The following is a 22352-nucleotide window of genomic DNA, read 5'->3' as shown; positions in this document are numbered from 1 at the left end:
TCGACACCCTTTCCAGCCGGATTCGCCCGTGACCCTGACGCCCGTCGCCGACCTCTCCGAAGCCCAGGCCGCCCTGGAACTGGAAGCCCTGGCCGATCAGCTGTCGGCCCACGACCTGCGCTATCACCAGCAGGACGCGCCCACGATCAGCGACGCCGAGTATGACGCGCTCAAGCGGCGCAACCTCGACATCGAGACCCGGTTTCCGCACCTGATCCGCGAGAACTCGCCGTCCGTCAGCGTGGGCGCGGCGCGGGCCGACCAGTTCTCGCCGGTCGAGCACGGCGTGCCGATGCTGAGCCTCGACAACGCCTTTTCCAATGACGAGGCGACCGAGTTCGACGCCCGCGTCCGGCGGTTCCTGAAACTGTCGCCTGCCGAGACCGTCGCCTATACCGCCGAGCCCAAGATTGACGGACTGTCGGCGTCCCTGCGCTATGAAAAGGGCGTGCTGGTCCAGGGCGCGACGCGGGGCGACGGCCGGGTGGGCGAGGACGTCACCGCCAATCTGCGCACCATCGCCGACATCCCCCATCGCCTGAAGGGCTCCGGTTGGCCCGACGTGATCGAGGTGCGCGGCGAGGTCTATGTCGAACTGGCGGCCTTCGCGGCCTTCAACGCGGCGGCCGAGGCGGCCGGCCAGCGCACCTATGCCAACCCCCGCAATTTCGCCGCCGGGTCGCTGCGCCAGATCGATCCGAAGATCAGCGCCCAGCGGCCGCTGCGGTTCTTCGGCTATGCCTGGGGCCTGGTCAGCGACAGCTTCGCCGACGGCCAGTGGCAGGCGCTGGCCAGGCTGGAAGACTGGGGTTTCGTGACCACGGCCCCGCCCGCCAAACGGGTGGAGAACGCCCAGGGCCTGCTCGACATCTATGCCGCCTTCGAGACCCTGCGGCCGACCCTGGATTTCGACATCGACGGCGTCGTCTACAAGGTCGACGACCTGGAGCGGCAGCGCCGCCTGGGCTTCGTCTCGCGCTCGCCCCGCTGGGCCATCGCCCGCAAGTTCCCGGCCCAGAAGGCCCGCACCATCCTGGAAGCCATCGACCTGCAGGTGGGCCGCACCGGCGCGATTACGCCGGTGGCGCGGCTGAAGCCTGTGACCGTCGGCGGCGTCTCGGTGACCAACGCCACCCTGCACAATGGCGACGAGATCGCCCGGCTTGATGTGCGGGTGGGCGACACCGTGGTGATCCAGCGGGCCGGCGACGTGATCCCGCAGATCGTCGAGGTGGCGCTGGAGGCGCGGCCCGATCCTGCGCCGCCGCCCTATGAATTTCCGCACGTCTGCCCGTGCCCGCTGAAGACGCCGCTGGCGCGCGAGACCAACGCCTCGGGGGCCGAGTCCGTGGTGCGCCGCTGCACCGGCGAGTTCGCCTGTCCGTTCCAGCGGGTGGAGCACCTGCGCCACTTCGTGTCGCGCCGGGCCTTTGACATCGAAGGCCTGGGCGAAAAGCAGCTGCAGGCCTTCTTCGACGAGGGCTGGATCCGCGAGCCCGCCGACATTTTCCGCCTGGCCCGCGACACGGAAAAGCTGGAGGCCCTGCGCACCCGCGACGGCTATGGCGAAACCTCCGTCGCCAACCTGGTCAAGGGCATCGAGGCCCGGCGCACCATCGGCCTCGATCGGGTGATCTACGGCCTGGGCATGCGCGATATCGGCGAGACCACCTCGACGGTCCTGGCCCGCCACTTCGATACCTTCGCCGACCTGCAGGCCGCCGCCGAGGCCGCCGCCACGGGCCTGCCCACCGCGACCTATCTGGAGCTTTCCACCGCCCCCGGCGTCGGTCCCAAGGCGCTGGACCTGCTGGTCGAGGTCGGCAAGGGCGGGCTGAAGGCCGATCCGTGGCCGCAGGCTGACAGCGTGGAGATCAAGATCGGTCACGCCGTCCCCAAGCTGACCAAGCCGGCCCGCGCCGCCCTGACCCAGCGCTACGGCACATGGGACGCCTTCGCCCAGGCCCTGGCCGAGGCGGCCAATGGCGCGCCGGGCGAGGACTATCTGCATCTGGCCGCCGTCGATGGCGTTGGTCCGGTGGCGGCCCAGTCGCTGGCGCGGTTCTTCAGCGAGGATCACAACCGGGAAAAGGTCGCCAACCTTATCGGTCAGCTCGACATCCAGGCCGTCGCCAAGCCCAAGACCGACACGGCCGTGGCTGGCAAGACCGTGGTCTTCACCGGCGCTCTGGAAAAGATGACCCGCGACGAAGCCAAGGCCCAGGCCGAGGCGCTGGGGGCCAAGGTGGCCTCATCGGTGTCGAAGAAGACCGATCTGGTGGTGGCCGGTCCCGGCGCGGGCTCCAAGCTGAAGACCGCCACCGAACTGGGCATCCAGGTGATGACCGAGGACGAATGGCTGGCCATGGTGGCCGGTTAGGGCCATTCGGCAGGCCTTGCCTGATCGGCTCCGGGTCTAGCTGGACAGGACATCTTAGAATGCCATATGGGTTGATACTCAACCTAAGGGGCATGCTGTGGGACTTCGGACACTCTTAAGGAACTTGCTGCGACCCGAACCGCCGGCCGCAGCGTCGAGCCGGAATCCTCATGACCTGAAGTCGGTCAATATCGCCATGGTCGATGAACTGATGCGGGCCATGCCGCACGACGAAGCGATGGCGGTCGCCATCGGTGGCGACTGGACCTTTTTCGGCAATCTGCAGGCCGCCCTGCTGAAGCACTACGGCCTGCCCGACGACGGCTATCTGATTGACGTGGGCTGCGGGGCGGGCCGTCTGGCCAAGCCGCTGTCGGCGCAGCATCGCGGTGGCTATCTGGGGATCGATCTGGTCCCCGCGCTCGTGGCGAACGCGCGCCGTATCACCGAGCGCGCCGAATGGCGTTTTGAGGTGATCGATCACATCGGAATACCCGAGAAGGACTCTGTCGCCGACATGGTTTGCTTCTTCTCGGTCCTGACCCACCTGCTGCACGAGCAGAGCTACTGGTACCTGGAAGAAGCCCACCGCGTGCTGAAGCCGGGCGGTCGTGTGGTGTTCACGTTCCTGGAATTTTCCGAGCCTGCGCATTTCACGAACATCTTCAAGCCGACGGTCGAGCACATCAAGACCGGCGCCCACTCGCCCCTGAACGCCTTCCTGCATCGCGATATCCTGACCCTCTGGGCTCCGGAGCTGGGCTTCGACGTGGTCGAGATTCGCGGCGGCGGTGATGTGGTGGTGCCGCAGGGCAATATGGGTCAGGCCCTCTGCGTGTTTCAGAAACGGGCCTGAGACTGCCGGGGCTTGGTTGCGCTGGACGGATCTGAAGATCTCGCCCTCAATTTGCCGCGAGACTTGCCGTTGATCGACGGATCGCGCAACCAATGCCGTCAAACGCGCAGTCAGGCGCGACCCAGGGAGTAGACCATGTTCCGCACCACCTTGATCGCCGTCGCGGCGCTCGGCGCGCTGGCCGGGCCAGCCTTCGCCGCCGATGTCACCGGCCTGTGGGCCACGCCGACCAATGGCGGCCAGGTCGAGATCTCTCGCTGCGGCAACAGCCTGTGCGGCAAGCTGGTCACCTCCAACCAACTCAAGACCAACGCCGCCCTGAAGGACGAAAGAAACAAGGCCACCGCCCAGCGCGGGCGCCCGCTGAAGGGGCTGCAGATGCTGTACGACTTCACCGGCGGCCCCGCCAAGTGGACCGGCGGCACGGTCTATAATCCTGACGACGGCGGCACCTATGCCGGCACGATCGAGATGCTGTCCGACAATCAGCTGAAGCTGAAGGGCTGCGTCGTCGCGCCGCTGTGCAAGACCCAGGTTTGGAACCGGTTGAAGTAGGCTTTCGAGTACTCGCCCCCTCCGCGCTGCGCGCTCCTCCCCCGTAGGGGGAAGATGAGATCGTCTTCCCCCTACGGGGGAGGACGGCTGCGAAGCAGCCAGGAGGGGGCAAGTCGTCGCTAAAGCGGCGCGCAGGCCTGTTCCATCCAGGCCCGCACCTCGGGCTCGACCCGGGGGCCGATCTCCTTGAGCACCCGCGCGTGATAGGCGTCGAACTGGGCCACCTCTTCGGCCGACAGCAGGGTCTTGTCGATCAGGCGGCGGTCGATGGGGGCCAGGGTCAGGGCCTCGAAGCGGTGCATCGGGCGCTCGCCGCCGGCGATCTCCTCGGCGGGCATGACCACTTCCAGGTTCTCGATCCGGATGCCGTATTCGCCGTCCTTGTAGAAGCCAGGCTCGTTGGAGACGATCATGCCGGGCTGCAACGCGATGGTGTTGGGGGCCTTGGAGATTCGCTGCGGCCCTTCATGGACGCCCAGATAGACGCCGACGCCGTGGCCGGTGCCGTGATCGTAGTCCAGGCCATGGCTCCACAGGGCGGCGCGGGCGAAGGCGTCGATGGCCGAGCCGGTGGTGCCGGCCGGGAAGCGCAGGCGGGCGATGGCCAGATGGCCCTTCAGCACCAGGGTGTTGCGCTGGATCATCTCGGCCGACGGCTCGCCGATCGCCACCGTGCGGGTGACGTCGGTGGTGCCGTCCAGATACTGGCCGCCGCTGTCGACCAGCAGCAGCGAGCCCATCGCGGCCCGCTGGTTGCTGCGCTCGGTCGGGCGATAGTGGGGCAGGGCGCCATGGCCGTTGGCCGCGCCGATGGTGTCGAACGACAGGTCCTTGAGCAGGCCGGTGGCTTCGCGGAAGCCTTCCAGCTTGGCGACGGCTTCCTTCTCGTCCGGCGGATTGATCTGACCGTCGGTGGCCAGCCAGTGCAGGAAGCGGGTCAGGGCGGCGCCGTCGCGGCGGTGCGCCTCGCGCGTGCCGTCGATCTCGACCGCGTTCTTGCAGGCCCGCGGCATCGTGCAGGGATCCATGCCGCGCACCACCCTGGCGCCGGCGGCGGTCAGGGTGTCGAAATACCAGGCTGAGGACTGGCCCGGATCGACCAGCACGGCCTTGCCCGCCAGCTCGGCCAGGGCGGCGTCCAGGGCGTCCGGGGTTTCCAGCGACACCTGGTTGCCCAGCCAGGCCGGCAGGTCGGCGGTGACCTTGGCCGGGTCGATGAACAGGCGCGCCGTGCCATCGCTGTTGACGATGGCCTGCGACAGCGGCAGGGGCGAGCGGATGACATCGCCGCCACGCACATTGAACAGCCAGGCGATCGAGGCCGGGGCGGTGATCACGGCGGCGTCGGCGCCCAGGCCGGCCAGGCTGGCCCCCACGCGGCCGCGCTTGGAGGCGGAGTCCTCGCCGGCATAGTCGACGGGCTGCGGCACGATCGGCGCGGCCGGTTGCGCCGGACGCTGGGCGCCCCAGGCTTCGTCCAGCGGGTTGACGGCGACGGGCTTGAGTTCCGCACCGGCCTTTGTGGCGGCGGCCTTGAGGCTGTCGAGGGCCTGCGGGCTGTGCAGGCGGGCGTCATAGCCGATGACGGCGCCGGCCTTGGCGGTTTCGAGATAGGCGGGGACGCCGCCCTCGACGAGGTCGCGGATCTCGAACACGCCCTGGTCGACCTGCTCGCGCACCTGCAGGGTGTAGCGGCCATCGACGAACACGGCGGCGCGGTCGATCATGATCACGCCGGCCCCGGCGCTGCCGGTGAAGCCGCTGGCCCAGGCCAGACGGTCATTGGCGGCGGGCAGGTACTCGTTCTGATGCTCGTCCTCGTGCGGCACGAGGAAGCCGTCCAGACCCTGGCGGGCCATGGCGGCGCGGATCAGCGGAACGTGACGGGGGCCGAAGGACGGGTCGGTGGATTCATCGAAGGTCTGACGCATGCCCCGATGTAATCCCCCGACCCGAGCCTGGGAAGAGGATGATTATTGCGGCGAAGCGGCGACCGGCGCGTTGGCCGCCGGCGCGGTGTCGCCGGTGGCGGCCACACGGTCGGCGGCGTCCTGAGCGGCCTGGCTGGCGTTTGCGGCCGAGCGCTCGGTGTCGCGGCGGGCCTCGTCGGCCGCAGCCCCGGCGGTTCGCGCGGCGGCCTCGGCGGCCAACTGGGCCTGCTGGGCGCTGGTGGCCATGCTGGACTGCGCGCCCTCGATCACGCCGGCGGCGCGGCCTTGCTCCTGGGCCTGCAGAAGCTGGTCCTGGGCCGTGTCGGCCGGGCGCTGGTTCAGCATGAAGGCCACGGCGATCACCGCGACGACCGCGACGATGCCCGCCACCATCCAGCCGGTGGTGTTGCCTTCGCGGCGGACTTCGACGACGCGCTCGGTCGGCGGGGTCTGGGGATCGACATAGGCCATCGGGCTGTTCCTTGAACCAAGAGTGATGGCTCTAGAAACGTGGCCCCTGGCCCGCCGGTTCCGCTCGGTCTCAGGGACGTTGCAGAACCAGGGTCGCCCAGGCATCGCGATGGATGCGGCTGACGACCTTGAAGCCGCGCGACAGGTAGGCGGCCTTGACCATCCGCTCCTGGGTGCGCAGCAGGCCCGACAGGATCACCGTGCCGCCGGGGACCAGGGCGCGCTTGATATCCTGGGCCAGGCTGATCAGCGGCCGGGCCAGGATGTTGGCGAACACCAGGTCATAGGGGGCGTTGTCGGCTACTAGCCGGTCGCCCAGACCCGAGGCGTGGACGAACTTGGCGTTGGTCTGGTTGACCTTGGCGTTTTCGCGGGCGATCCGCACGCTGGGACGGTCGATATCGGTGCCGACCGCCAGCTTGCTGCCGGTGCGCGCGGCGGCGATGGCCAGCAGGCCGGTGCCGGCCCCGACGTCCAGCACCTTCTTGAAGCTGCGAGCCTTGAGCAGACGGTCATAGGCCTGCAGGCAGCCCACGGTGGTGCCGTGGTGGCCGGTGCCGAAGGCCGCCCCGGCCTCGATGCGCAGGTTGACGGTGCTGGCCGGCAGGCGGCCGCGATCGTGCATGCCATAGACGAAGAAGCGGCCGGCCCGCACCGGCGGCAGGCCCGACAGCGCCATGGCCAGCCAATCGGCGTCGGCCAGAACCTCGGTGGTCACCTTGACCTTGAAGCCGGCCAGAACCTGCGCCAGGCCCTCGGACTCGTCCTGGGTGGTGGGGAAGGCGTCGATCCGCCAGATGTTCTTGTCCTCGTCCTCTTCCAGGATCGAGTAGGTCGCGCCTTCGAGGCCGGGATGGTTGTCGATGGCGTCGGCGGCGGCTTCGGCGTCGGCGCGGTCGCCGCGGGCGACGATCTGTTGGGGCGTATAGTCGGTCATGCCGCTCCAGTACCGATCCTGGAGCCGAAAGGCGAGCCTTTGGGGCCGCCTAGTTCAGCAAAGTCGGCCGGGCCGGCTCATCTTCAGGCAGGCGGATGTCCAGGATGTCGCCCTGGGTCGAGGCCCAGCGGGTCTCATCGCGCGCTGGGCGGGCGGCGACCATGGCGGGCGGCGCGGGCTCGGGGGCGGCATAGACCATGGGCGTCGGCTCGACCTCGTAGGGTGGCGGATCGGTCTCGCGCGGACGGGTCTGCGCCAGGAAATCGGTGCCGATCACATAGTCCGGGACCTTGCCCGACGGCCAGCCGATCGGCTGGGCGGAGTCTTCCAGGGCGGCGCGATTGAGCGGCCGGGTTTCCACAGAGGGTTCGGTCTGGGATCCGACCTGAAACACCAGTCCCAGAACCACGCCCAGCAAGGCCGCCAGCGGCGCGCCGTACAGCACCGGCCGGGAGCCGGCGAAGGTCTTCAGGGGCGTCAGATCGAAGTCCATGGACGCATAGCGTCTGGCGCGCGGTTCCGTTCGATGGGGCGGCGAGAAATCCCGCCGGGTCGGTGTTGGCCGAAGGAGAGCGAAGGGTTGGACGCGGGCCCTTGTCACCGTCGAAGGACGGTCCTTTCGACGGGCCGAGGAGGGAGGCGGACTTTCAGTTTCGGCGGGCGATGGTGATGATTTCGGGGCTGGTCTCGGTGAGAGGGCTCTCGTCCCAGTCCCCAAACTGGGCCTCCAGCCTCAGACCCGCGCGTGCCAGTTCCGCGTCGAGGTCGGCCTTGCCGATGAACCGCAGGGTGCTGTGGCTGACCCGCGATTGGTCCCATGCCGCGCTTTGAAAGGTGTGTGAGAACGACACCACCCGCCCATTGAAGGGCGTTGTGACCTTCCGGCTCACCTGCACGCTTTCTCCGTGGGGACCGGCGAAGGCGCTGCGAACCTCGGATTCCCATGCCTCCCACGCCCGGGCGGATGGATTGCGGGTCTCGAAGGCGAAGCGGCCGCCCGGCTTCAGGGCGGCATGAATACTCGCCAGGGCGTTGCGCAATTCGTCATCCTCGACAAGGACCTGGAAGGCGTGCCCGGTCATAACGACCAGGTCGAACTCTGCGTCCCAGCCGACCGATGAGAGGTCGCCGAGCACCCATTCGACATCGTCGCGCCGACGCGCCTGGGCCAACATGCCCGGCGCTGGATCGAGGCCGCAAAGCCGCCCGCCATGCCCCGCGTCGCGGGCCTGGTGCAGCATGGACCCCGTACCACAGCCGACGTCCAAGACCGCGTGAGCGGCCATCACCATCGGGCGGTAGAAGTCATAGTCGTCCCGGCCGGGGTTCATCGCGTCATAGAGCGCGGCAAGTTCGGCGTCGGCGAAGAGGAGATCTGGCATTTGCCAAGATTTTCAGATCGCGTTGAACTCGACAAGCGGACGCCCGGCGTCCCGCTCATCCTTACATCTCCTGGACAGACCGACGATCGTCTCGCCGTGAGTTTTGAGGATGGCTCCCTCTCGCGGGCGAAAGCGAGCGGTGTGTCCCCGGCCACCGCTGCGGGCCCCCTCCTGACCGCTATCGCGGTCGTCCTCCCCCTTGTCAGGGGGAAGATGAAACGCGCCGACCTCATCTTCCCCCTCCGGGGGAAGACGGCTGCGAAGCAGCCCGTAGGGGGCAAGTGTGGGGATAGAGCGCTGTCTGTCCCCGTACTTTCCAGAACAAAACCCAGCCCAATCAACCGCTTGTGAAATAGTTCATCGCGCCAATCCTCGGCGCTCAAACCTCCCGCATAATCACAGCTGTCCCCGTCGCAAGGGGAGGGCGCCTGGTACCGGCCCAAAGCGGCGATGGGGATGGAGCTGAGCGGGGCCGCGACGCCCTGGAAGGCGGGTCGAGGTGTGCGGGCTGTCTCAGAAGGACGGACCAAACGCTGAGTGGCTCGTCGGCCGGGTGAACGCGGGTCGAAGAGGGCGAGGGATCGTAAACCCGCCTATCGCGCATCGTCGGGGGTCGAGACGGTTAGCCGATCGACCTTGGTGCGCGCCCGTACGGGGGCTCTTGGGTATCAGAGCTGAAAGACGCTCGCTTGGCCCAATCCTCACGCAAGAACAGCTTCTGCGAAGCGGACAGGTCGAGCCGAAACGCACAAAACACATCACGGTCATCCGGGTTCGTCCCGGCCGCTTCGCGCCTCCCCAACCCACTTGCAGCCGATTTCGGCGCGAGGCTGAGAGCCCGTGTCCGCCAGACTTGCCCCCTACGGGTCGCTTCGCGACCGTCTTCCCCCGGAGGGGGAAGATGAAACGCGCCGACCTCGTCTTCCCCCTACGGGGGAGGACGACCGCGTAGCGGTCAGGAGGGGGCGAGTGGCGAGGAACCAGGAGCCTGAATGTCACGCCTTCTCGACGAAACTGTCGATGACCTTCTTGTCGCCGGCCTTGTCGAAGGCCACCGACAGCTTGTTGCCCTCGACGGCCGAGACCTTGCCGTAGCCGAACTTGACGTGGAACACCCGGTCGCCGCGCTGATAGGCGCTGGCCTTGGACGGCGCGGAAACGGCCACCAGCCGGCCTTCGCCCTCGATCGGGGCCGAGCGTCCGCCCGAGCCGCCGGTGCGGGGATTGCTCCAGGAATTGCCGCCGCCGGCCATGCGGTCCTGGGCCCGCTTCCAGCCGGGGCTGGCATAGCCCGCGCCGCCGAACGACGAACTGGCGCCGGTATCGTCCCAGCGCGAGGCCGCAGTCTGTTGCATGCCCGGCCCGCCGCCGTAATAGCCGGTCTCGGACGCCGCCTCGACATGGGCCAGGGGCAGTTCGTCGACGAAGCGGCTGGGCAGCTGGCTGGTCCAGCGGCCATAGACCTGCCGGTTGGCCACGAAGCTGATCCGGGCCTCCTCCCGGGCCCGGGTGATGCCGACATAGGCCAGGCGGCGCTCTTCCTCGAGGCCCTTGGCGCCCTTGTCGTCCATGCTGCGCTGGCTGGGGAACACGCCTTCTTCCCAGCCGGGCAGGAAGACCAGCGGAAATTCCAGGCCCTTGGCCGAGTGCAGGGTCATGATCCAGACCGCGTCGTCGCCGGCGCCCTTGTCCAGGTCCATGACCAGCGACACGTGCTCCAGATAGCTTTCCAGGGTGTCGAAAGCGCTCATCGACTGGACGAGCTCCTTGAGGTTCTCCAGCCGCGTCTGGCTGGTGGGGCCCTTGTCGAGGCGCAGGGCGTCGGTATAGCCGCTCTCTTCCAGCACAGCCTCGAGAACCCGCTGGTGCGGGGTCGTCGCGGCCAGAGCCCGCCAGCGATCCAGGTCGCGCAGGAAGTTGGACAGCGCCGTGCGGGTGCGGGCCGGCAGTTCGTCGGTGGAGACCAGGGCCCGGGCGGCCTCGACCGCCGGCAGGCTCTCGGCCCGGGCGATGTGCAGCAGCTTCTGGACGCTCGTGTCGCCAATGCCGCGCTTGGGCGTGTTGACGATGCGCTCGAAGGCCAGATCATCGTCGGGCGACTGGATCAGGCGCAGATAGGCGTGGGCGTCGCGGATCTCGGCCCGTTCGAAGAAGCGCGGGCCGCCGACCACCTTGTAGGGGATCTGCAGCATCACGAAGCGCTCTTCGAAAGACCGCATCTGGAAGCTGGCGCGGACCAGAATGGCCATGTGACTGTATTTGCGACCGGCCCGCTTGGCCTTCTCGATCTCGTCGGCGACCATCCGGCTTTCGGCCTCGCCGTCCCAGACGCCGCTGACCTTGACCTTCTCGCCGCCAGTCTCCCCGGTCCAAAGGGTCTTGCCCAGTCGGTCCCTGTTGGCGGTGATCAGGCCCGAGGCGGCGGCCAGGATATGCTCGGTGGAGCGATAGTTGCGCTCCAGCTTGACCACCTTGGCCCCCGGGAAGTCGCGCTCGAAGCGCAGGATGTTGTCGACCTCGGCCCCGCGCCAGCCATAGATCGACTGGTCGTCGTCGCCTACGCAGCAGACGTTCTGCCGGCCCTGGGCCAGCAGGCGCAGCCACAGATACTGGGCGATGTTGGTGTCCTGATACTCGTCGACCATCACGTATTTGAAGCGCGTCTGGTAGTCGGCCAGCACGTCGGGATGGCTGGTCAGGATGGTGATGTTGTGCAGCAGCAGATCGCCGAAATCGCAGGCGTTGAGGATGCGCAGCCGCTCCTGGTACTGACGGTAAAGGGTGACGCCCTTGCCGCCCGCGAACTCCGCGCCCTCGGCCGGGGGCACGCGCTCGGGCGTCCAGCCCTTGTTCTTCCAGTGGTCGATCATCCCCGCCAGGATCTTGGGCGTCCAGCGCTTGGCGTCGACGTTCTCGGCCTCGATCAGCTGTTTGAGCAGGCGCTCCTGATCGTCATTGTCGATGATCGTGTAGCTGGACTTCAGGCCCACCAGTTCGGCGTGACGGCGCAGGATCTGGGCGGCCACCGAGTGGAAGGTGCCCAGCCAGCGCAGGCCCTCCGCCTCGGCCCCGATGATGTGGGTGATCCGCTCGCGCATCTCGCGCGCGGCCTTGTTGGTGAAGGTGACGGCCAGCAGCTCCCAGGGACGGGCGCGGCCGGTCGTCAGGATGTGGGCCAGGCGCGTGGTCAGGACCCGGGTCTTGCCCGTGCCGGCCCCGGCCAGGACCAGCACAGGGCCCTCGGTGGTCTCGACCGCCGCCCGCTGCTCGGGGTTCAGCCCCTCCAGATAGGCGGGGTCGCCGCCGGGGGCGCGGGGGCGGGCCAGGTCGGAGATGCGCGGGGAGGGGAGGTCGCCGGGAAAGGTCGAGTCGAAGTCTGAAGACATGGAACATATGTAGCACAGACCGTGACGGGCTTAAGCCCCCAAGGGGCGATTGCGGAACCTGCGGCCTTGAGGGTCGTTGATCAGACACATCAATCACGGGAGGCTCACATGGCCGAAGGCGCGAGCAACAGCGGCGGCAACAGCGGCCTGGCGTTCATTGTCGGCGGACTGGTGGTGATCGTGGCGATCATCGCCTTCGTCGTCTATTCCGGCGGCTTCACCCAGAAGAAGTCGATCGACGTCAATGTGTCGGCCTCGGCCCCCCAGTTGCCAGATGCGCCCAAGCCGTCGGGCAATTGAGGGCGGCCATGAAACACCCACCTTCGCACCACCCAGGATCAGGGGCCTGGATGGCCGGACTGATCGCCTTGGCCGTGGTCCTGACCCTGTGGATGGCCTGGCGTCTAGGCGGGGCTACGAGCCTGTCGCCGGACCTTCAGTTTCGGGCGCCGTCGGCTCCGTTAGGGCCGATGCCAAATCCTCAGCCGGCCCCACTGCCCACATCCCCGCGTCCCGGCTGAACGGCGCTGGCGCGGTGAAGGGCGAAAACCCGGCAGGCCGAGGCCAGCGGTCGCTCGCCCCGGCCGGTATCGATCTTCTGGATCAGGGCCGCGAGGCTGAGCCCGTCCTGCGCCGCCGCGCTTTCAAGCACGCTCCAGAACTCCGGCTCCAGCGCCAGGGACGTGGCGTGGCCGGCCAGATTCACCGAACGTTTCTTGAGACTGCCCATGCCTGGCGGATTGCCTCTTGATAAAAGGTGACGCGATGTCATCTTTGCGGGGTCCGTTGGAGCATGCCTCATGAGCGCCGCCACGCAAGTCCTCGATCTGGCCGCCGTGGCAAGACCGGCGGTCAAAGGGCGTGACGCCTTCCGATTGCAGCCCCTGCGGGCGCTCAGGGCGATGGGGCGCCTGATCGCCGACAAGGAAGACACCGTCCAGGTTTTTGAGATCATGCGGGCCCTGGCCGGCAGGGCGATCCCTAATGGCTATCGCCGGCTGTTGTCCACGCCCGAGGGTGGCCGTATCGCCTATGAGCGCGACGAGTTCGCGGTTCGGCTCTCCGATCCCGCCTGGCTGGCCGCCTTCGGACCGGGGACGGTCGGCGCCGCCTATCGCGAGTTCATCGCGCCGCGCGGCCTCTCAGCCGAAGGCCTGGCCGACGAAAGCCGCAAGATTCCCGACGCCAATGTCGACGCGCTCCACCCCCTGGCCTGGTACGGCCGACGCCTGCGCGATGTCCACGACGTCTGGCACGTCCTGACCGGCTACGGCACGGATGCTCTGGGCGAGGTCTGCGTGGTCGCCTTCTCCTATTCCCAGACCCGCAGCCTGGGTTTTGCCTTCATCGCCCTGGTCGGCGTGCAGCAGTTTGGTCGCGCCAGAAATGGCGAGCCCTACGGCGCCGCCGTGCGCGAGGCCTGGCGCAATGGCAAGTCGGCGGCCTGGCTGCCGGCGGTCGACTATCCGGCGCTGTTCGCCATGTCGCTGGAGGAGGCCCGCGAAAGTCTGGCGATCCGGCCCAACACGCTGTACCGCGCTATTCCGGCTGAACGCCGTGATCGCCTCGCTGTCCCGGCCATGGCATAGGACTTCCAGGCGCGGGCGGGGGCTGCCCGGGGGGAGTCAGGATGACGGCTGAGCGGGCCATCAGGTCGATCGTGATCGTCGGCGGCGGCACTGCAGGCTGGATGGCCGCTGCGGCCCTGCGCTCGGCCCTGGGCCGGGGCTGTTCGATACAGCTGATCGAGTCGGCCGAGATCGGCATTGTCGGCGTCGGCGAGGCGACCATTCCCGCCATCCGGCAATTCAACGCCCTGATCGGCCTCAAGGAAGCCGCCTTCATGCGGCAAACCAAGGCCAGCCTGAAACTGGGCATCGAGTTCGTCGGCTGGGGCGGCGCCCAGAGCCGTTACCTCCACCCGTTCGGCGTCTTTGGCCCAAATGCCGAGCTGGGTGATTTCCACCAGCTCTATCTGATGCTGCGCGAGAAGGGCCTTGCCGAAGACATCGGGGCCTATTCGATCTGCGAGCAGGCCGCCCGCCGGGGGCGTGTCGCCGCGCCGACCGCCGATCCGGCCTCGCCGCTGGCGCGCTTCGCCTCGGCCTATCATTTCGACGCGACCCTCTACGGACGCCACCTTCGCCGCTTCAGCGAGCAGATGGGCGTCAAGCGGATCGAGGGCGAGGTGGTCGACGTCACCCTGCGCGGCGACGACGGCTTTGTCGAAAGCCTGACCCTCAAGGATGGCCAGCAGGTGGCCGCCGACCTCTTCATCGACTGCACGGGCTTTCGCGGCCTGTTGATCGAGGGCGCGCTGAAGGCCGGCTACGATGACTGGAGCCACTGGCTGCCCGTGGACCGCGCCGTGGCGGTTCCATGCCAGCGGGTGGGACCGATCACCCCCTACACGACCTCGACCGCCCGCGAGGCGGGATGGCAGTGGCGCATCCCGCTGCAGCACCGCACCGGCAACGGCTATGTGTTCTCCAGCCGCTTCACCACCGAGGAGATCGCCACCCGGACCCTGCTCGACAACCTCGACGGCGCGCCGCTTGCCGACCCGAGGCATCTGCGGTTCGTGACAGGACGCCGGCGCAAGGCCTGGAGCCGCAACGTGGTGGCCCTGGGCCTGGCCAGCGGCTTTCTGGAGCCGCTGGAATCGACCAGTATCCACATGGTCCACTCAGGGCTGGTCAAGCTGTTGCAGCATTTTCCGGACCGCGACTTCAGCCCGGTCAATATCGAGACCTACAACAGCCGGGTGCGCGACGAGGCTCAGACGGTGCGGGATTTCATCATCCTGCACTATCACGCGACCACCCGGCGGGACTCGGCGTTCTGGGAGTACGTCGCCACCATGCCTATCCCCGAGAGCCTTGAAGAACGCGTCGCCATCTTCCGGGATCGCGGGATGCTGCTCTCGCGACCCGACGAGCTTTTCTCCCAGAGTTCATGGCTGGCGGTGATGCTGGGCCAAGGGATTTCCCCCCGAGGCCACAATCCGCTTGCCGATCGGGCAGATGCGCGGGAGACCGCAGCGAGCTTCGCGCTGATTCAGCGGCAGACGACCCAACTGGTCGACGCCATGCCTGAGCACGACGCTTTCCTGGCCGAGCACAACATGCTGGATGTGGTCGAGGCGTGAAGACTGCCAGCGGCCGCTGATTGATCTTGCGGGGCGCAACGCCTAGCGTCCCGCGCCCTGGAGTGACCGGCTTATGCGATTTCAGTTTGGTCGTCGAAAACAGCCTGAAGCCGCGCCACCGCCACAGGACGACCCGCTTGAGGCTGTTTCTGAAATCCTGTCTGGCCTGAAGGCGATCCAGAACGGGGCCAAGGGCCTCGCTGCGCGCGGCGGCTGGGTCTTTCTGATCAACGACACCAACGACTTCCTGAGCTGGCACCTGGGTCTCAAGCGCTGGTCGGGCGAGGAGCAGGCCGCCGTCCAGAAAATCTTGAACGAACGCGCCGAGCTCCTGGCGGGGCGCTACTATCAAATGTTCATCTGCCCAGAGAAAAGCATCGTCTATCGGGAGTACTTGCCCGCTGGCCTCGACGCCGCGCCACCGTGCGATGACCGGCCCGCCATGGCCATGGCGCGGATGCGGCCCGACGCGGTGCACTACCTGGCGGACCGTTTCGACGCCCTGAAGCGCCTGGGCCTGCTGTTCTTCCGGGGCGACACCCACGTCAACTGGATGGGCGCCTATCACCTCTATCGCGAGGCGATCCTGGCGCTGCAGGCGCGCGGCGCGCCGGTTGGTGAGCCGCTGACCTTCAACCATCTTCAGCACTTCATCGCTGGCATGGAGGGCGATGTGCTGATCCAGCTGCCTGAAGCGGTGAAGGATGAGTTCGAGGTCGACGCCTCCCTGGCGCGGGTCGGCAACATGCTGGAGCTGGTGATCTCCCACACCCTGCCGGAAGTCAGGAAACGCGCCCGTCAGGTTCCGACGCCCGAGGGATTCATCCCCGGCGGCGGCGGGCGAGAGACGGTCATCATGGAGCAGGACGACAAGAGCCTGCCCAAGGCGCTGGTCTTCCGCGATTCCACGGCGACCCTCAGCATCGAACTGCTGGCGCAGCACTTCTCGCGCTCGGTATTCATCTGGCACGAAGGCGACGTCATCGGCGATCTGATTGATCGCGAACAACCAGATGTCATCCTGCACTTTGTCGCCGAGCGGTTCCTGGCGACCTATCCGCACTCAACGGCGATCAACTACATCCACAAGTAGGAACCCGAGTCACTCCTCGCGCTTGGCGCCGTCCAGATCGCGGCGCAGCTTGTCGGCGCGGGCCGCGTCGAGAGCCTTGTCGGCCTTGGCGCGACCGAATTTCGCGCGGTTCTCCGCGGCGCGGGTCTTGTCTTCGACTTTCGCCTTGGCCTTGCGCGCCCGGTTCAGATTGAGGATCTCGGCCATGGTCAGGGCTTCTGGGTCTTTGGCGCGGAGGGGCTCATGGCCGGCGTAGCGGGCCGGATGATCAGGGTCTCGCGAAGCCGAAGGGTTTCGTCCTTCTTGATCACGAACGGCGCGCGGCCGGGGAAGACGCAGTTCTGCATCGACAGTGACCGGCGCAGGATCCAGCGCTTGATCGGCTGCTCGTTGGCCTTGCAGGTCAGGCCCACGGTCCAGGCCGGAGAGCCGGCCTCGGCGGGCCAGGCAAAGCCCATGGAGGCGCCCGCTTCAAGGGCTGTGTCCGTCGGCGTGATGGTCTTGCCGCCCGAGGCGAAGGTCAGTCTGTCAGGGCGCACCAGCCGCAGGGAAAAGCCGCCATAGCCCTTGGCGTCGTCGCTGCCGCCCAGGCCCAGGGCGTCGACCCGCGCAGTGATCATGGTGTCGAAGTCGATGCGCCGCGCGCCGTCCTTCAGCGGATAGACCCTGACCTTGGTCGTTTCCCGCGCCACATAGTCCAGTTCGGGACCGGACGTGACGATCCAGTCGGCATTGACGGTCAGGGTTCCACCGCCCTGGGCGTCGCCCTTGAAGCGCTTTTCCCGCACGTGGAAGGTCAGGCCCTTCATGAACCATCCGTCGGCCACGGACTTGCCGTTCACCAGCACCTGGTGCCAGCTCCAGAAGACGCCGCGCTGATGCAGATGGTCGGCCGGCTTGTCCTCGGTCAGGACCGTGCCGTCCGGCGCGTAAAGCGGATGCACATAGTTCAGTCGGCCCGGCTCGGTGGCCGGGTCCAGAGGCTTGGTCCGATAGACCAGCACGGTCTTGCCGGCTTCGGTGAGGGTCACCGCGTCGTCCGCCAGCACTGCGTCGACCCGGGCGACGATCGCCGGGTCGGCGTGCGCTACCGCCGCCGGAGCCGACAGGGCCAGCAGGGCGGCCAGGGCGAGGATCGGCGAGTGGCGGATCATTGGCTGTCGTCCTTGGCAAGGGCTCGCGCCAGGGCAGGGCGGGCATTGGCGCGCGCCAGCCAGTCGTCATAGACCGCGTGCGGCGGCAGCATCTGGCGGGCGAACTGCAACAGACTGATAAACAGCATGTCGGCCGCCGAGAAGTTCTCGCCCAGCAGCCAGGGCGACTTTTCCAGCGTCGTCCGCAAACGATCGTCCATCGCCTGATAGGTCGCCTTGTCCTCGTCGTCCTGCCGCTGCTTCCACAGATTGACGACCGCAGGCTCTAGAACGCCGGCATAATAGGCCAGCCAACTGAGATAGGGGCCGCGCAAGGGGTCGCCCACCTGGGGGCCCAGACCATTGGCGGGGAACTTGTCGGTCAGATAGAGCGCGATGGCGGCAGATTCGGTGATCAGTACGCCGTCATCCAGCAGAGCCGGTACCTGGCCATGGGGATGCGGATTGGCCGGGTCTCGAGCGCCCGTCTTGGTCGTCGCGCGATAGATGTCGACGGTCTTGATCTCGTAGGTCGCGCCCAGTTCTTCCAGCAGCCACAGGAAGCGCGTCGATCGCGAGCGAGGGGCGTGAAACAGGGTGAGCATCGTCATCTCCGCTATCCTGGCGCGAACGTAACCGGAACAAAATGGTGGAGCAAGCCCCCAGGCTATGTCTTCCGCAAGTCGGGATCGAGGGTCTGGCCCGGGTCCAGTTGAACCCCGAAGGTGTTCAGGATCATGCTGACCTGGGTGTATTGGCCGGCCGTGAAGACCACGTCCATCGCCTGCTTCTCGGTGAAGTGGGACAACAATGCGGCCCAGGTCGCATCACTGATGAAGTGGTCGGCGTTGAGTTCGTCGGCGGCGCGGATCAGCGCCGCGTCGGCCGGGCTCCAGCCGGCTTCAGGCCCAGCCTTGAGTCTGAGGATCTCATCGGGCGTCAGGCCGCAGCGCAGGCCGATCTCGACATGTTGGGTCCACTCGTAGCCGCTCCTGCACAGATAGCCCGTGCGCAGGATGACGATCTCGCGCTCGCGCGCGGGCAGATCGTTCCTTTTCGAAAGGATGTAGTTGCCCCAGGTCAGGAAGGCCTTCAGGGCGCTGGGGGCGTGCGCCATGGTGCGGAAGATGTTCAGGACCGGCCCTGCCGGGATCACCCCGCCGCCGCCCAGGGATGCCAGGACTTCGGCTTGTTCGGGCGTCTGCCCGTCATTGGACAGGGGGTGGACCCTGGGCTGGTTCAATCTCATCACGCGCCTCCCGCTCGCGCGGTCTGGCGCCGCGCCGACCCCAGCATCGCGCTATGACAGGCCCGGGGTCAAATGGCCGTCAAGCCGGGTTGCCCAGCAAGGGGGAAAGCGGGCGGCTTCCCTTGATCGACACACGCATGCCAACCGATGCGTCGACCGTCATCTGCCCTTCAAGCTGCTTGACCAGAGCCTGTACGATGACCGTTCCCAGGCCGCCATGCTTGGCTGACGAAGAACCCTCAACCGCGCCAACGCCATTGTCGACCACGCTCAATTCCCAGTCTCCCGTTTCGCTGGAGAAGGTGACATTGATCAGGGCGTCCTTCCGGGCGATCGGGAAGGCGTATTTGATGGCGTTGATGACCAGCTCGGTGACGATCAGGCCGATACTCACAGCCTTGTCCGATCCGATAAGGCCGTGGTCGGCGAAGACCTTCAGGGCGATCGGACGGTCCTGGCTGACCATCGAGGAGCCCAGGCTGCCGCACAGCTTAGTCAGATAGGGGCCAACTTCAATCTGGTCGACGCCGCCCGAGGCGTGCAGATGCGACTGCACCTCTGCGACCGAGATGACCCGCTGGTGGGCGTCCTTGAGATGAAAGCGGGTTTCTTCCGAGGTGACGGCCCGAGCCTTGAGCATCAGGATGCTGGCGATGATCTGCAGGCTGTTGGCCACACGGTGCTGCATCTCCTGCAGCAGAACCTGCTTTTGCCCAAGGAGCTCTTCGGTTCGCTCCAGCAGGTTCTGCCTCTCCCGTTCAATCAGGCGACGGGCGGTGACATCGGTGAAGGCCAGCAGAATCGTTGAGCTGGAACTGGTGGCGTAGACGACGTTCCGGGCGTTCAGCAGCATGGTGCGACGACCCAGGCCCGGAAAGTCGTGTTCAACCTCGAAGCCATCCATCGCCGTGTGCTCGGGGATGATCGTCTCGAGCAGGAGCCGAAGCGCAGGGATGTCCCACTGACCGTCGCCTAACGCGTAGAGCAGGCAGCCCAGGGTTTGCTGCTGATCAACCTGGAATATTTCGTAGAAAGACCGGCTGGCCGCTAGAACATTGAAGCGCTCGTCCAAGACCAGGAGAGGTTCGTGGATCGTATCGACGATGGCCTGAGCAAGGGTTTGGGCATCTCCAGTGCCGAGTATCTGTCGGTCCATCGGCGGGATTCAAATCCGATCCTCGACGCGGCGACTTTGGCGCGGACGGCAGCGGATAGGTGCCGATCGCGTAACACTACGCGCTTTGCGGGTGGTTGTCGTTAATTGCTTGGCTTGGCGAAAACTCAAAGATCTTGCCAAAGCGCCTGCAGGACCAAGTGCCGCCAGTTCGCCGGAGGCTCTGCGGGCTAGCGCCCGCCGCCGGTGATTTCCTTGATCAGCGCCTGGACCGGGCCCTTGCCGCCGTTGTTCCAGACCACCTTCAGGTGGGCCAGGGTGCGTTCGGCGGCATCGTCGAACTTCCACTCGCAATCGTCGAAGCGGCAGCCGTCGAACGTCGGGGCTTCACCACCGGAATAGACGAGGCGGCAACCGCGAAACTCGCAGTCCGAAAAGACCTCGCCATCAAGGGCGACGGTCTCGTGGTTGTACATCGTCAGGGTGGGCATGAAGGGTCTTTACTGGTCGTCGGTCTGGGACGGAGCGTCCTCGGGATTCTGCGCCTGCTTCGCGGCGGCCTTTTCGGCGGCTTTCTCGGCGGCCTTGCGCGCCTTGGCGCGCTCGCGTTCCTGACGTTCGAAGGAATAGTTGGGAGTACGCGCCATTTATGACCTCCTTGGTCGCTGGAAGCGCGACGGGCGAGACCCCTAGCGCGCTTTGTGCGCGATGCGCAGTGGAATCCTCCCCCGAAGGGGAGGAATCTGTCGATCTACTTAACGTTGCCGCAGAAACGTTGGATCCGCGAGCAGGCGTCTTCCAGCACATCATTGCTGGTGGCGTAGCTGATCCGGAAGAACGGCGAGAGGCCGAAAGCTGCGCCATGGACCACGGCGACGCCCTCGGTTTCCAGCAATTCGACGGCGAAATCCTCATCACTTTCAATGGTCTTGCCGCTGGGCGCCGTCTTGCCGATCAGGCCCGCGCAGGACGGATAGACGTAGAATGCGCCTTCCGGAGTCGGGCAGTGGATGCCGGTGGCCTGGTTCAGCATCGAGACCACCAGGTCGCGCCGCTCCTGGAACAGCTTGGCGTTGGGCTTGATGAAGTCCTGCGTGCCGTTCAATGCCTCCAGCGCCGCCCATTGCGAGATGGACGACGGGTTGGAGGTCGTCTGGCTGATCATCTTGGCCATGGCCTTGATCAGCGGCTCGGGGCCGGCCGCGTAGCCGATCCGCCAGCCGGTCATGGCATAGGCCTTGGAGACGCCGTTCATCGTCAGGGTGCGGTCATAGAGCTTGGGCTCGACCTGGGCGATGGTGGTGAACTCGAAGTCGTCGAACACCAGGTGCTCGTACATGTCGTCCGTCAGCACCCAGACCTGGGGGTGCTTGAGCAGCACATCGGCGATGGCCTGCAGCTCTACGCGGGTATAGGCGCCGCCCGAGGGGTTGGACGGGCTGTTGATGATCAGCCACTTCGACCTGGGCGTGATGACCTTTTCCAGGGCCTCGGGCGTCAGCTTGAAGCCGCTCTCGGCGGTGGTCTCGACCGGCACGGGCGTTCCACCGGCCAGCAGAACCATGTCGGGATAGGACACCCAGTAGGGGGCGGGTATGATGACCTCGTCGCCCGGATTCAGGGTGGCGACCAGGGCGTTGTAGATCACCGGCTTGCCGCCCGGAGCGACGTGAACCTGGCTGGGCTTGTAGTCGAGGCCGTTCTCGCGCTTGAACTTGGCGCAGATCGCCGCCTTAAGCTCGGGCATGCCGTCGGGGTCGGTGTACTTGGTCTTGCCGGCGCGGATCGCCGCGATGCCGGCTTCCTTGATATTGTCCGGGGTGTCGAAGTCCGGCTCGCCCGCCGACAGGGCGATGATGTCACGACCGGCGGCCTTCAGAGCGCGCGCCTTGGCGCTGATGGCGATAGTGGCCGACGGTGCGATGCGCCGCAGGGCGGCGGACTCGAGCGACATTCTTGGGACTCCCCTGGGAAACCGGTTTTCAGGATTGCGGCGGTCTTTACGCCTCCGCTTGCTGCGGCGCAACGCGGGGCGAGCGCTCTTGGGGCAGGTGAGGCCTTTGGGCGACAGCCTTATGGCCTGCCGGCGTCTTGCATCGCCTCCCTGCGAACGATAGCGCTACCATAAATGACAACCGCCAGGGCTCCGAACCGCTTCTTCGGCTGGACTTCGGCCCCGACGACGACCCGTCGAAACTTGCCAGCTAGCTCCGCAGGCGCGCCGTGAAACTCGCCAGGTGGCGGGTCAGATAGGTTCGTGTGGTCTCGTCGGTCAGTACGCCGTCGACGATCCTGGTGTGCGCCTGGCCGACCAGGATCTCGCCCAGTGGAACGGCCTCGGCCCCGGCGCGCCGTAGCGACAGCCGCAGGGCGTCCTGGGCGCGGACGGTTCCCGTTGCGCCAGGGCTGGCTCCGACCAGACAGCAGATCTTGCCGGTCAGGGGCGCGGGCTTGCCGCGCGAGGCCCAGTCGATGGCGTTCTTCAGCACCCCGGTGATGCCGCCGTTGTATTCGGGGCAGGCCAGCAGCAGGGCGTCGGACGTCCGGATGGCGTCCTTCCAGGCGGTCACGGCCGGGGGATCGCCCACGTCCTCGACGTCCTGATTGAACAGGGGCAGGTCGTGCAGGCCGAAGATCTGGATGGTCACGTCTTTAGGCGCCAACTCCTGCGCGGCGCGCAGGAGGGCGGTGTTGAACGAGGCGGCGCGCAGGCTGCCGGATACGCCAAGAATGTTCAT

Annotated in this window: 23 protein-coding genes; 7 read left to right on the top strand and 16 right to left on the bottom strand. The window is 66.8% G+C overall.

Annotated elements, in window-relative coordinates; translation table 11 throughout:
• Window positions 1-28: 28 nt before the first annotated feature.
• From ligA to ACW17Z_RS04015, 3 genes are all read left to right on the top strand, one after another.
• Window positions 29-2380, top strand: a complete 2352-nt coding sequence (ligA, locus tag ACW17Z_RS04025) for an NAD-dependent DNA ligase LigA (RefSeq protein ID WP_492057636.1) — start codon at window positions 29-31, stop codon at window positions 2378-2380.
• Window positions 2381-2504: 124 nt separating this feature from the next.
• On the top strand, window positions 2505-3236 hold the full coding sequence (locus ACW17Z_RS04020; RefSeq protein ID WP_492057635.1) for a class I SAM-dependent methyltransferase: 732 nt from the start codon (window positions 2505-2507) through the stop codon (window positions 3234-3236).
• 135 nt (window positions 3237-3371) lie between these two features.
• Window positions 3372-3791, top strand: coding sequence for a DUF2147 domain-containing protein (locus ACW17Z_RS04015; RefSeq protein WP_492057634.1), 420 nt, complete (start codon window positions 3372-3374; stop codon window positions 3789-3791).
• Window positions 3792-3910: 119 nt separating this feature from the next.
• Here ACW17Z_RS04015 and ACW17Z_RS04010 read toward each other — a convergent pair whose 3' ends face one another.
• From ACW17Z_RS04010 to ACW17Z_RS03985, 6 genes are all read right to left on the bottom strand, one after another.
• Window positions 3911-5722, bottom strand: coding sequence for an aminopeptidase P family protein (locus ACW17Z_RS04010; RefSeq protein WP_492057633.1), 1812 nt, complete (start codon window positions 5720-5722; stop codon window positions 3911-3913).
• A 42-nt stretch (window positions 5723-5764) separates the two neighbouring features.
• Window positions 5765-6193 (bottom strand): hypothetical protein, encoded by a 429-nt coding sequence (locus ACW17Z_RS04005; RefSeq protein ID WP_492057632.1) that lies wholly within the window; start codon window positions 6191-6193, stop codon window positions 5765-5767.
• A gap of 70 nt (window positions 6194-6263) precedes the next feature.
• Window positions 6264-7130 carry a 50S ribosomal protein L11 methyltransferase gene (locus tag ACW17Z_RS04000; protein ID WP_419317487.1) on the bottom strand — a complete coding sequence of 289 codons (867 nt, stop codon included), beginning with the start codon at window positions 7128-7130 and terminating at the stop codon, window positions 6264-6266.
• A 49-nt stretch (window positions 7131-7179) separates the two neighbouring features.
• Complete coding sequence (locus ACW17Z_RS03995; RefSeq protein WP_492057631.1) at window positions 7180-7623, bottom strand: hypothetical protein; 444 nt, start codon at window positions 7621-7623, stop codon at window positions 7180-7182.
• 154 nt (window positions 7624-7777) lie between these two features.
• On the bottom strand, window positions 7778-8512 hold the full coding sequence (locus ACW17Z_RS03990; protein WP_492057630.1) for a class I SAM-dependent methyltransferase: 735 nt from the start codon (window positions 8510-8512) through the stop codon (window positions 7778-7780).
• A 995-nt stretch (window positions 8513-9507) separates the two neighbouring features.
• Window positions 9508-11898 carry an ATP-dependent helicase gene (locus tag ACW17Z_RS03985; RefSeq protein ID WP_492057629.1) on the bottom strand — a complete coding sequence of 797 codons (2391 nt, stop codon included), beginning with the start codon at window positions 11896-11898 and terminating at the stop codon, window positions 9508-9510.
• A gap of 108 nt (window positions 11899-12006) precedes the next feature.
• Between ACW17Z_RS03985 and ACW17Z_RS03980 the strand changes: the two genes are divergently transcribed.
• Window positions 12007-12198, top strand: a complete 192-nt coding sequence (locus ACW17Z_RS03980; RefSeq protein ID WP_492057628.1) for a hypothetical protein — start codon at window positions 12007-12009, stop codon at window positions 12196-12198.
• A 181-nt stretch (window positions 12199-12379) separates the two neighbouring features.
• On the opposite strand, the gene ACW17Z_RS03975 is transcribed toward ACW17Z_RS03980, so the two are convergent.
• A complete protein-coding gene (locus ACW17Z_RS03975; protein WP_419317482.1) occupies window positions 12380-12628 on the bottom strand; it encodes a ribbon-helix-helix domain-containing protein in 249 nt (82 codons plus the stop codon).
• Between the two features lie 70 nt (window positions 12629-12698).
• Here ACW17Z_RS03975 and ACW17Z_RS03970 point away from each other — a divergent pair, with 70 nt between their 5' ends.
• From ACW17Z_RS03970 to ACW17Z_RS03960, 3 genes are all read left to right on the top strand, one after another.
• Window positions 12699-13487, top strand: coding sequence for a Coq4 family protein (locus ACW17Z_RS03970; protein WP_492057627.1), 789 nt, complete (start codon window positions 12699-12701; stop codon window positions 13485-13487).
• Between the two features lie 41 nt (window positions 13488-13528).
• Complete coding sequence (locus tag ACW17Z_RS03965) at window positions 13529-15046, top strand: tryptophan halogenase family protein (protein WP_492057626.1); 1518 nt, start codon at window positions 13529-13531, stop codon at window positions 15044-15046.
• A gap of 73 nt (window positions 15047-15119) precedes the next feature.
• The gene (locus ACW17Z_RS03960) at window positions 15120-16139 is read left to right on the top strand and encodes an alginate O-acetyltransferase AlgX-related protein (RefSeq protein WP_492057625.1); all 1020 of its coding nucleotides are present in this window, start codon (window positions 15120-15122) and stop codon (window positions 16137-16139) included.
• 9 nt (window positions 16140-16148) lie between these two features.
• Here ACW17Z_RS03960 and ACW17Z_RS03955 read toward each other — a convergent pair whose 3' ends face one another.
• From ACW17Z_RS03955 to ACW17Z_RS03915, 9 genes are all read right to left on the bottom strand, one after another.
• Complete coding sequence (locus ACW17Z_RS03955) at window positions 16149-16325, bottom strand: DUF4169 family protein (RefSeq protein ID WP_419317478.1); 177 nt, start codon at window positions 16323-16325, stop codon at window positions 16149-16151.
• A gap of 2 nt (window positions 16326-16327) precedes the next feature.
• Window positions 16328-17272 carry a DUF6807 family protein gene (locus ACW17Z_RS03950; protein ID WP_492057624.1) on the bottom strand — a complete coding sequence of 315 codons (945 nt, stop codon included), beginning with the start codon at window positions 17270-17272 and terminating at the stop codon, window positions 16328-16330.
• Window positions 17269-17862 (bottom strand): glutathione S-transferase family protein, encoded by a 594-nt coding sequence (locus tag ACW17Z_RS03945; RefSeq protein WP_492057623.1) that lies wholly within the window; start codon window positions 17860-17862, stop codon window positions 17269-17271. The genes ACW17Z_RS03950 and ACW17Z_RS03945 overlap by 4 nt, the downstream gene beginning before the upstream one ends.
• 56 nt (window positions 17863-17918) lie before the next feature.
• Entirely contained in the window at window positions 17919-18500 is a 582-nt protein-coding gene (locus ACW17Z_RS03940; protein ID WP_492057622.1) for a carboxymuconolactone decarboxylase family protein, read from the bottom strand.
• 79 nt (window positions 18501-18579) lie between these two features.
• Window positions 18580-19656 (bottom strand): sensor histidine kinase, encoded by a 1077-nt coding sequence (locus ACW17Z_RS03935; protein WP_492057621.1) that lies wholly within the window; start codon window positions 19654-19656, stop codon window positions 18580-18582.
• 188 nt (window positions 19657-19844) lie between these two features.
• Window positions 19845-20105: a hypothetical protein gene (locus ACW17Z_RS03930; RefSeq protein ID WP_492057620.1), complete on the bottom strand. Its 261-nt coding sequence runs from the start codon at window positions 20103-20105 to the stop codon at window positions 19845-19847.
• A gap of 9 nt (window positions 20106-20114) precedes the next feature.
• On the bottom strand, window positions 20115-20261 hold the full coding sequence (locus ACW17Z_RS03925) for a hypothetical protein (protein WP_419317472.1): 147 nt from the start codon (window positions 20259-20261) through the stop codon (window positions 20115-20117).
• A 104-nt stretch (window positions 20262-20365) separates the two neighbouring features.
• Window positions 20366-21568 carry a pyridoxal phosphate-dependent aminotransferase gene (locus ACW17Z_RS03920; protein WP_492057619.1) on the bottom strand — a complete coding sequence of 401 codons (1203 nt, stop codon included), beginning with the start codon at window positions 21566-21568 and terminating at the stop codon, window positions 20366-20368.
• 250 nt (window positions 21569-21818) lie between these two features.
• A complete protein-coding gene (locus ACW17Z_RS03915; protein WP_492057618.1) occupies window positions 21819-22352 on the bottom strand; it encodes an NADPH-dependent FMN reductase in 534 nt (177 codons plus the stop codon).

It is taken from the genome of Caulobacter sp. GSs2 (assembly GCF_058680895.1).
This window is presented reverse-complemented; position numbering and strand designations above follow the sequence as displayed.

Bases quoted from the DNA above. Each gene is read 5' to 3' on its own strand.
- ACW17Z_RS04015 (WP_492057634.1), top strand. From the start codon at position 3,372: ATGTTCCGCACCACCTTGATCGCCGTCGCGGCGCTCGGCGCGCTGGCC.
- ACW17Z_RS04010 (WP_492057633.1), bottom strand. From the start codon at position 5,722: ATGCGTCAGACCTTCGATGAATCCACCGACCCGTCCTTCGGCCCCCGT.
- ACW17Z_RS04005 (WP_492057632.1), bottom strand. From the start codon at position 6,193: ATGGCCTATGTCGATCCCCAGACCCCGCCGACCGAGCGCGTCGTCGAA.
- ACW17Z_RS04000 (WP_419317487.1), bottom strand. From the start codon at position 7,130: ATGACCGACTATACGCCCCAACAGATCGTCGCCCGCGGCGACCGCGCC.
- ACW17Z_RS03995 (WP_492057631.1), bottom strand. From the start codon at position 7,623: ATGGACTTCGATCTGACGCCCCTGAAGACCTTCGCCGGCTCCCGGCCG.
- ACW17Z_RS03990 (WP_492057630.1), bottom strand. From the start codon at position 8,512: ATGCCAGATCTCCTCTTCGCCGACGCCGAACTTGCCGCGCTCTATGAC.
- ACW17Z_RS03985 (WP_492057629.1), bottom strand. From the start codon at position 11,898: ATGTCTTCAGACTTCGACTCGACCTTTCCCGGCGACCTCCCCTCCCCG.
- ACW17Z_RS03980 (WP_492057628.1), top strand. From the start codon at position 12,007: ATGGCCGAAGGCGCGAGCAACAGCGGCGGCAACAGCGGCCTGGCGTTC.
- ACW17Z_RS03975 (WP_419317482.1), bottom strand. From the start codon at position 12,628: ATGGGCAGTCTCAAGAAACGTTCGGTGAATCTGGCCGGCCACGCCACG.
- ACW17Z_RS03970 (WP_492057627.1), top strand. From the start codon at position 12,699: ATGAGCGCCGCCACGCAAGTCCTCGATCTGGCCGCCGTGGCAAGACCG.
- ACW17Z_RS03965 (WP_492057626.1), top strand. From the start codon at position 13,529: ATGACGGCTGAGCGGGCCATCAGGTCGATCGTGATCGTCGGCGGCGGC.
- ACW17Z_RS03960 (WP_492057625.1), top strand. From the start codon at position 15,120: ATGCGATTTCAGTTTGGTCGTCGAAAACAGCCTGAAGCCGCGCCACCG.
- ACW17Z_RS03955 (WP_419317478.1), bottom strand. From the start codon at position 16,325: ATGGCCGAGATCCTCAATCTGAACCGGGCGCGCAAGGCCAAGGCGAAA.
- ACW17Z_RS03950 (WP_492057624.1), bottom strand. From the start codon at position 17,272: ATGATCCGCCACTCGCCGATCCTCGCCCTGGCCGCCCTGCTGGCCCTG.
- ACW17Z_RS03945 (WP_492057623.1), bottom strand. From the start codon at position 17,862: ATGACGATGCTCACCCTGTTTCACGCCCCTCGCTCGCGATCGACGCGC.
- ACW17Z_RS03940 (WP_492057622.1), bottom strand. From the start codon at position 18,500: ATGAGATTGAACCAGCCCAGGGTCCACCCCCTGTCCAATGACGGGCAG.
- ACW17Z_RS03935 (WP_492057621.1), bottom strand. From the start codon at position 19,656: ATGGACCGACAGATACTCGGCACTGGAGATGCCCAAACCCTTGCTCAG.
- ACW17Z_RS03930 (WP_492057620.1), bottom strand. From the start codon at position 20,105: ATGCCCACCCTGACGATGTACAACCACGAGACCGTCGCCCTTGATGGC.
- ACW17Z_RS03925 (WP_419317472.1), bottom strand. From the start codon at position 20,261: ATGGCGCGTACTCCCAACTATTCCTTCGAACGTCAGGAACGCGAGCGC.
- ACW17Z_RS03920 (WP_492057619.1), bottom strand. From the start codon at position 21,568: ATGTCGCTCGAGTCCGCCGCCCTGCGGCGCATCGCACCGTCGGCCACT.
- ACW17Z_RS03915 (WP_492057618.1), bottom strand. From the start codon at position 22,352: ATGAACATTCTTGGCGTATCCGGCAGCCTGCGCGCCGCCTCGTTCAAC.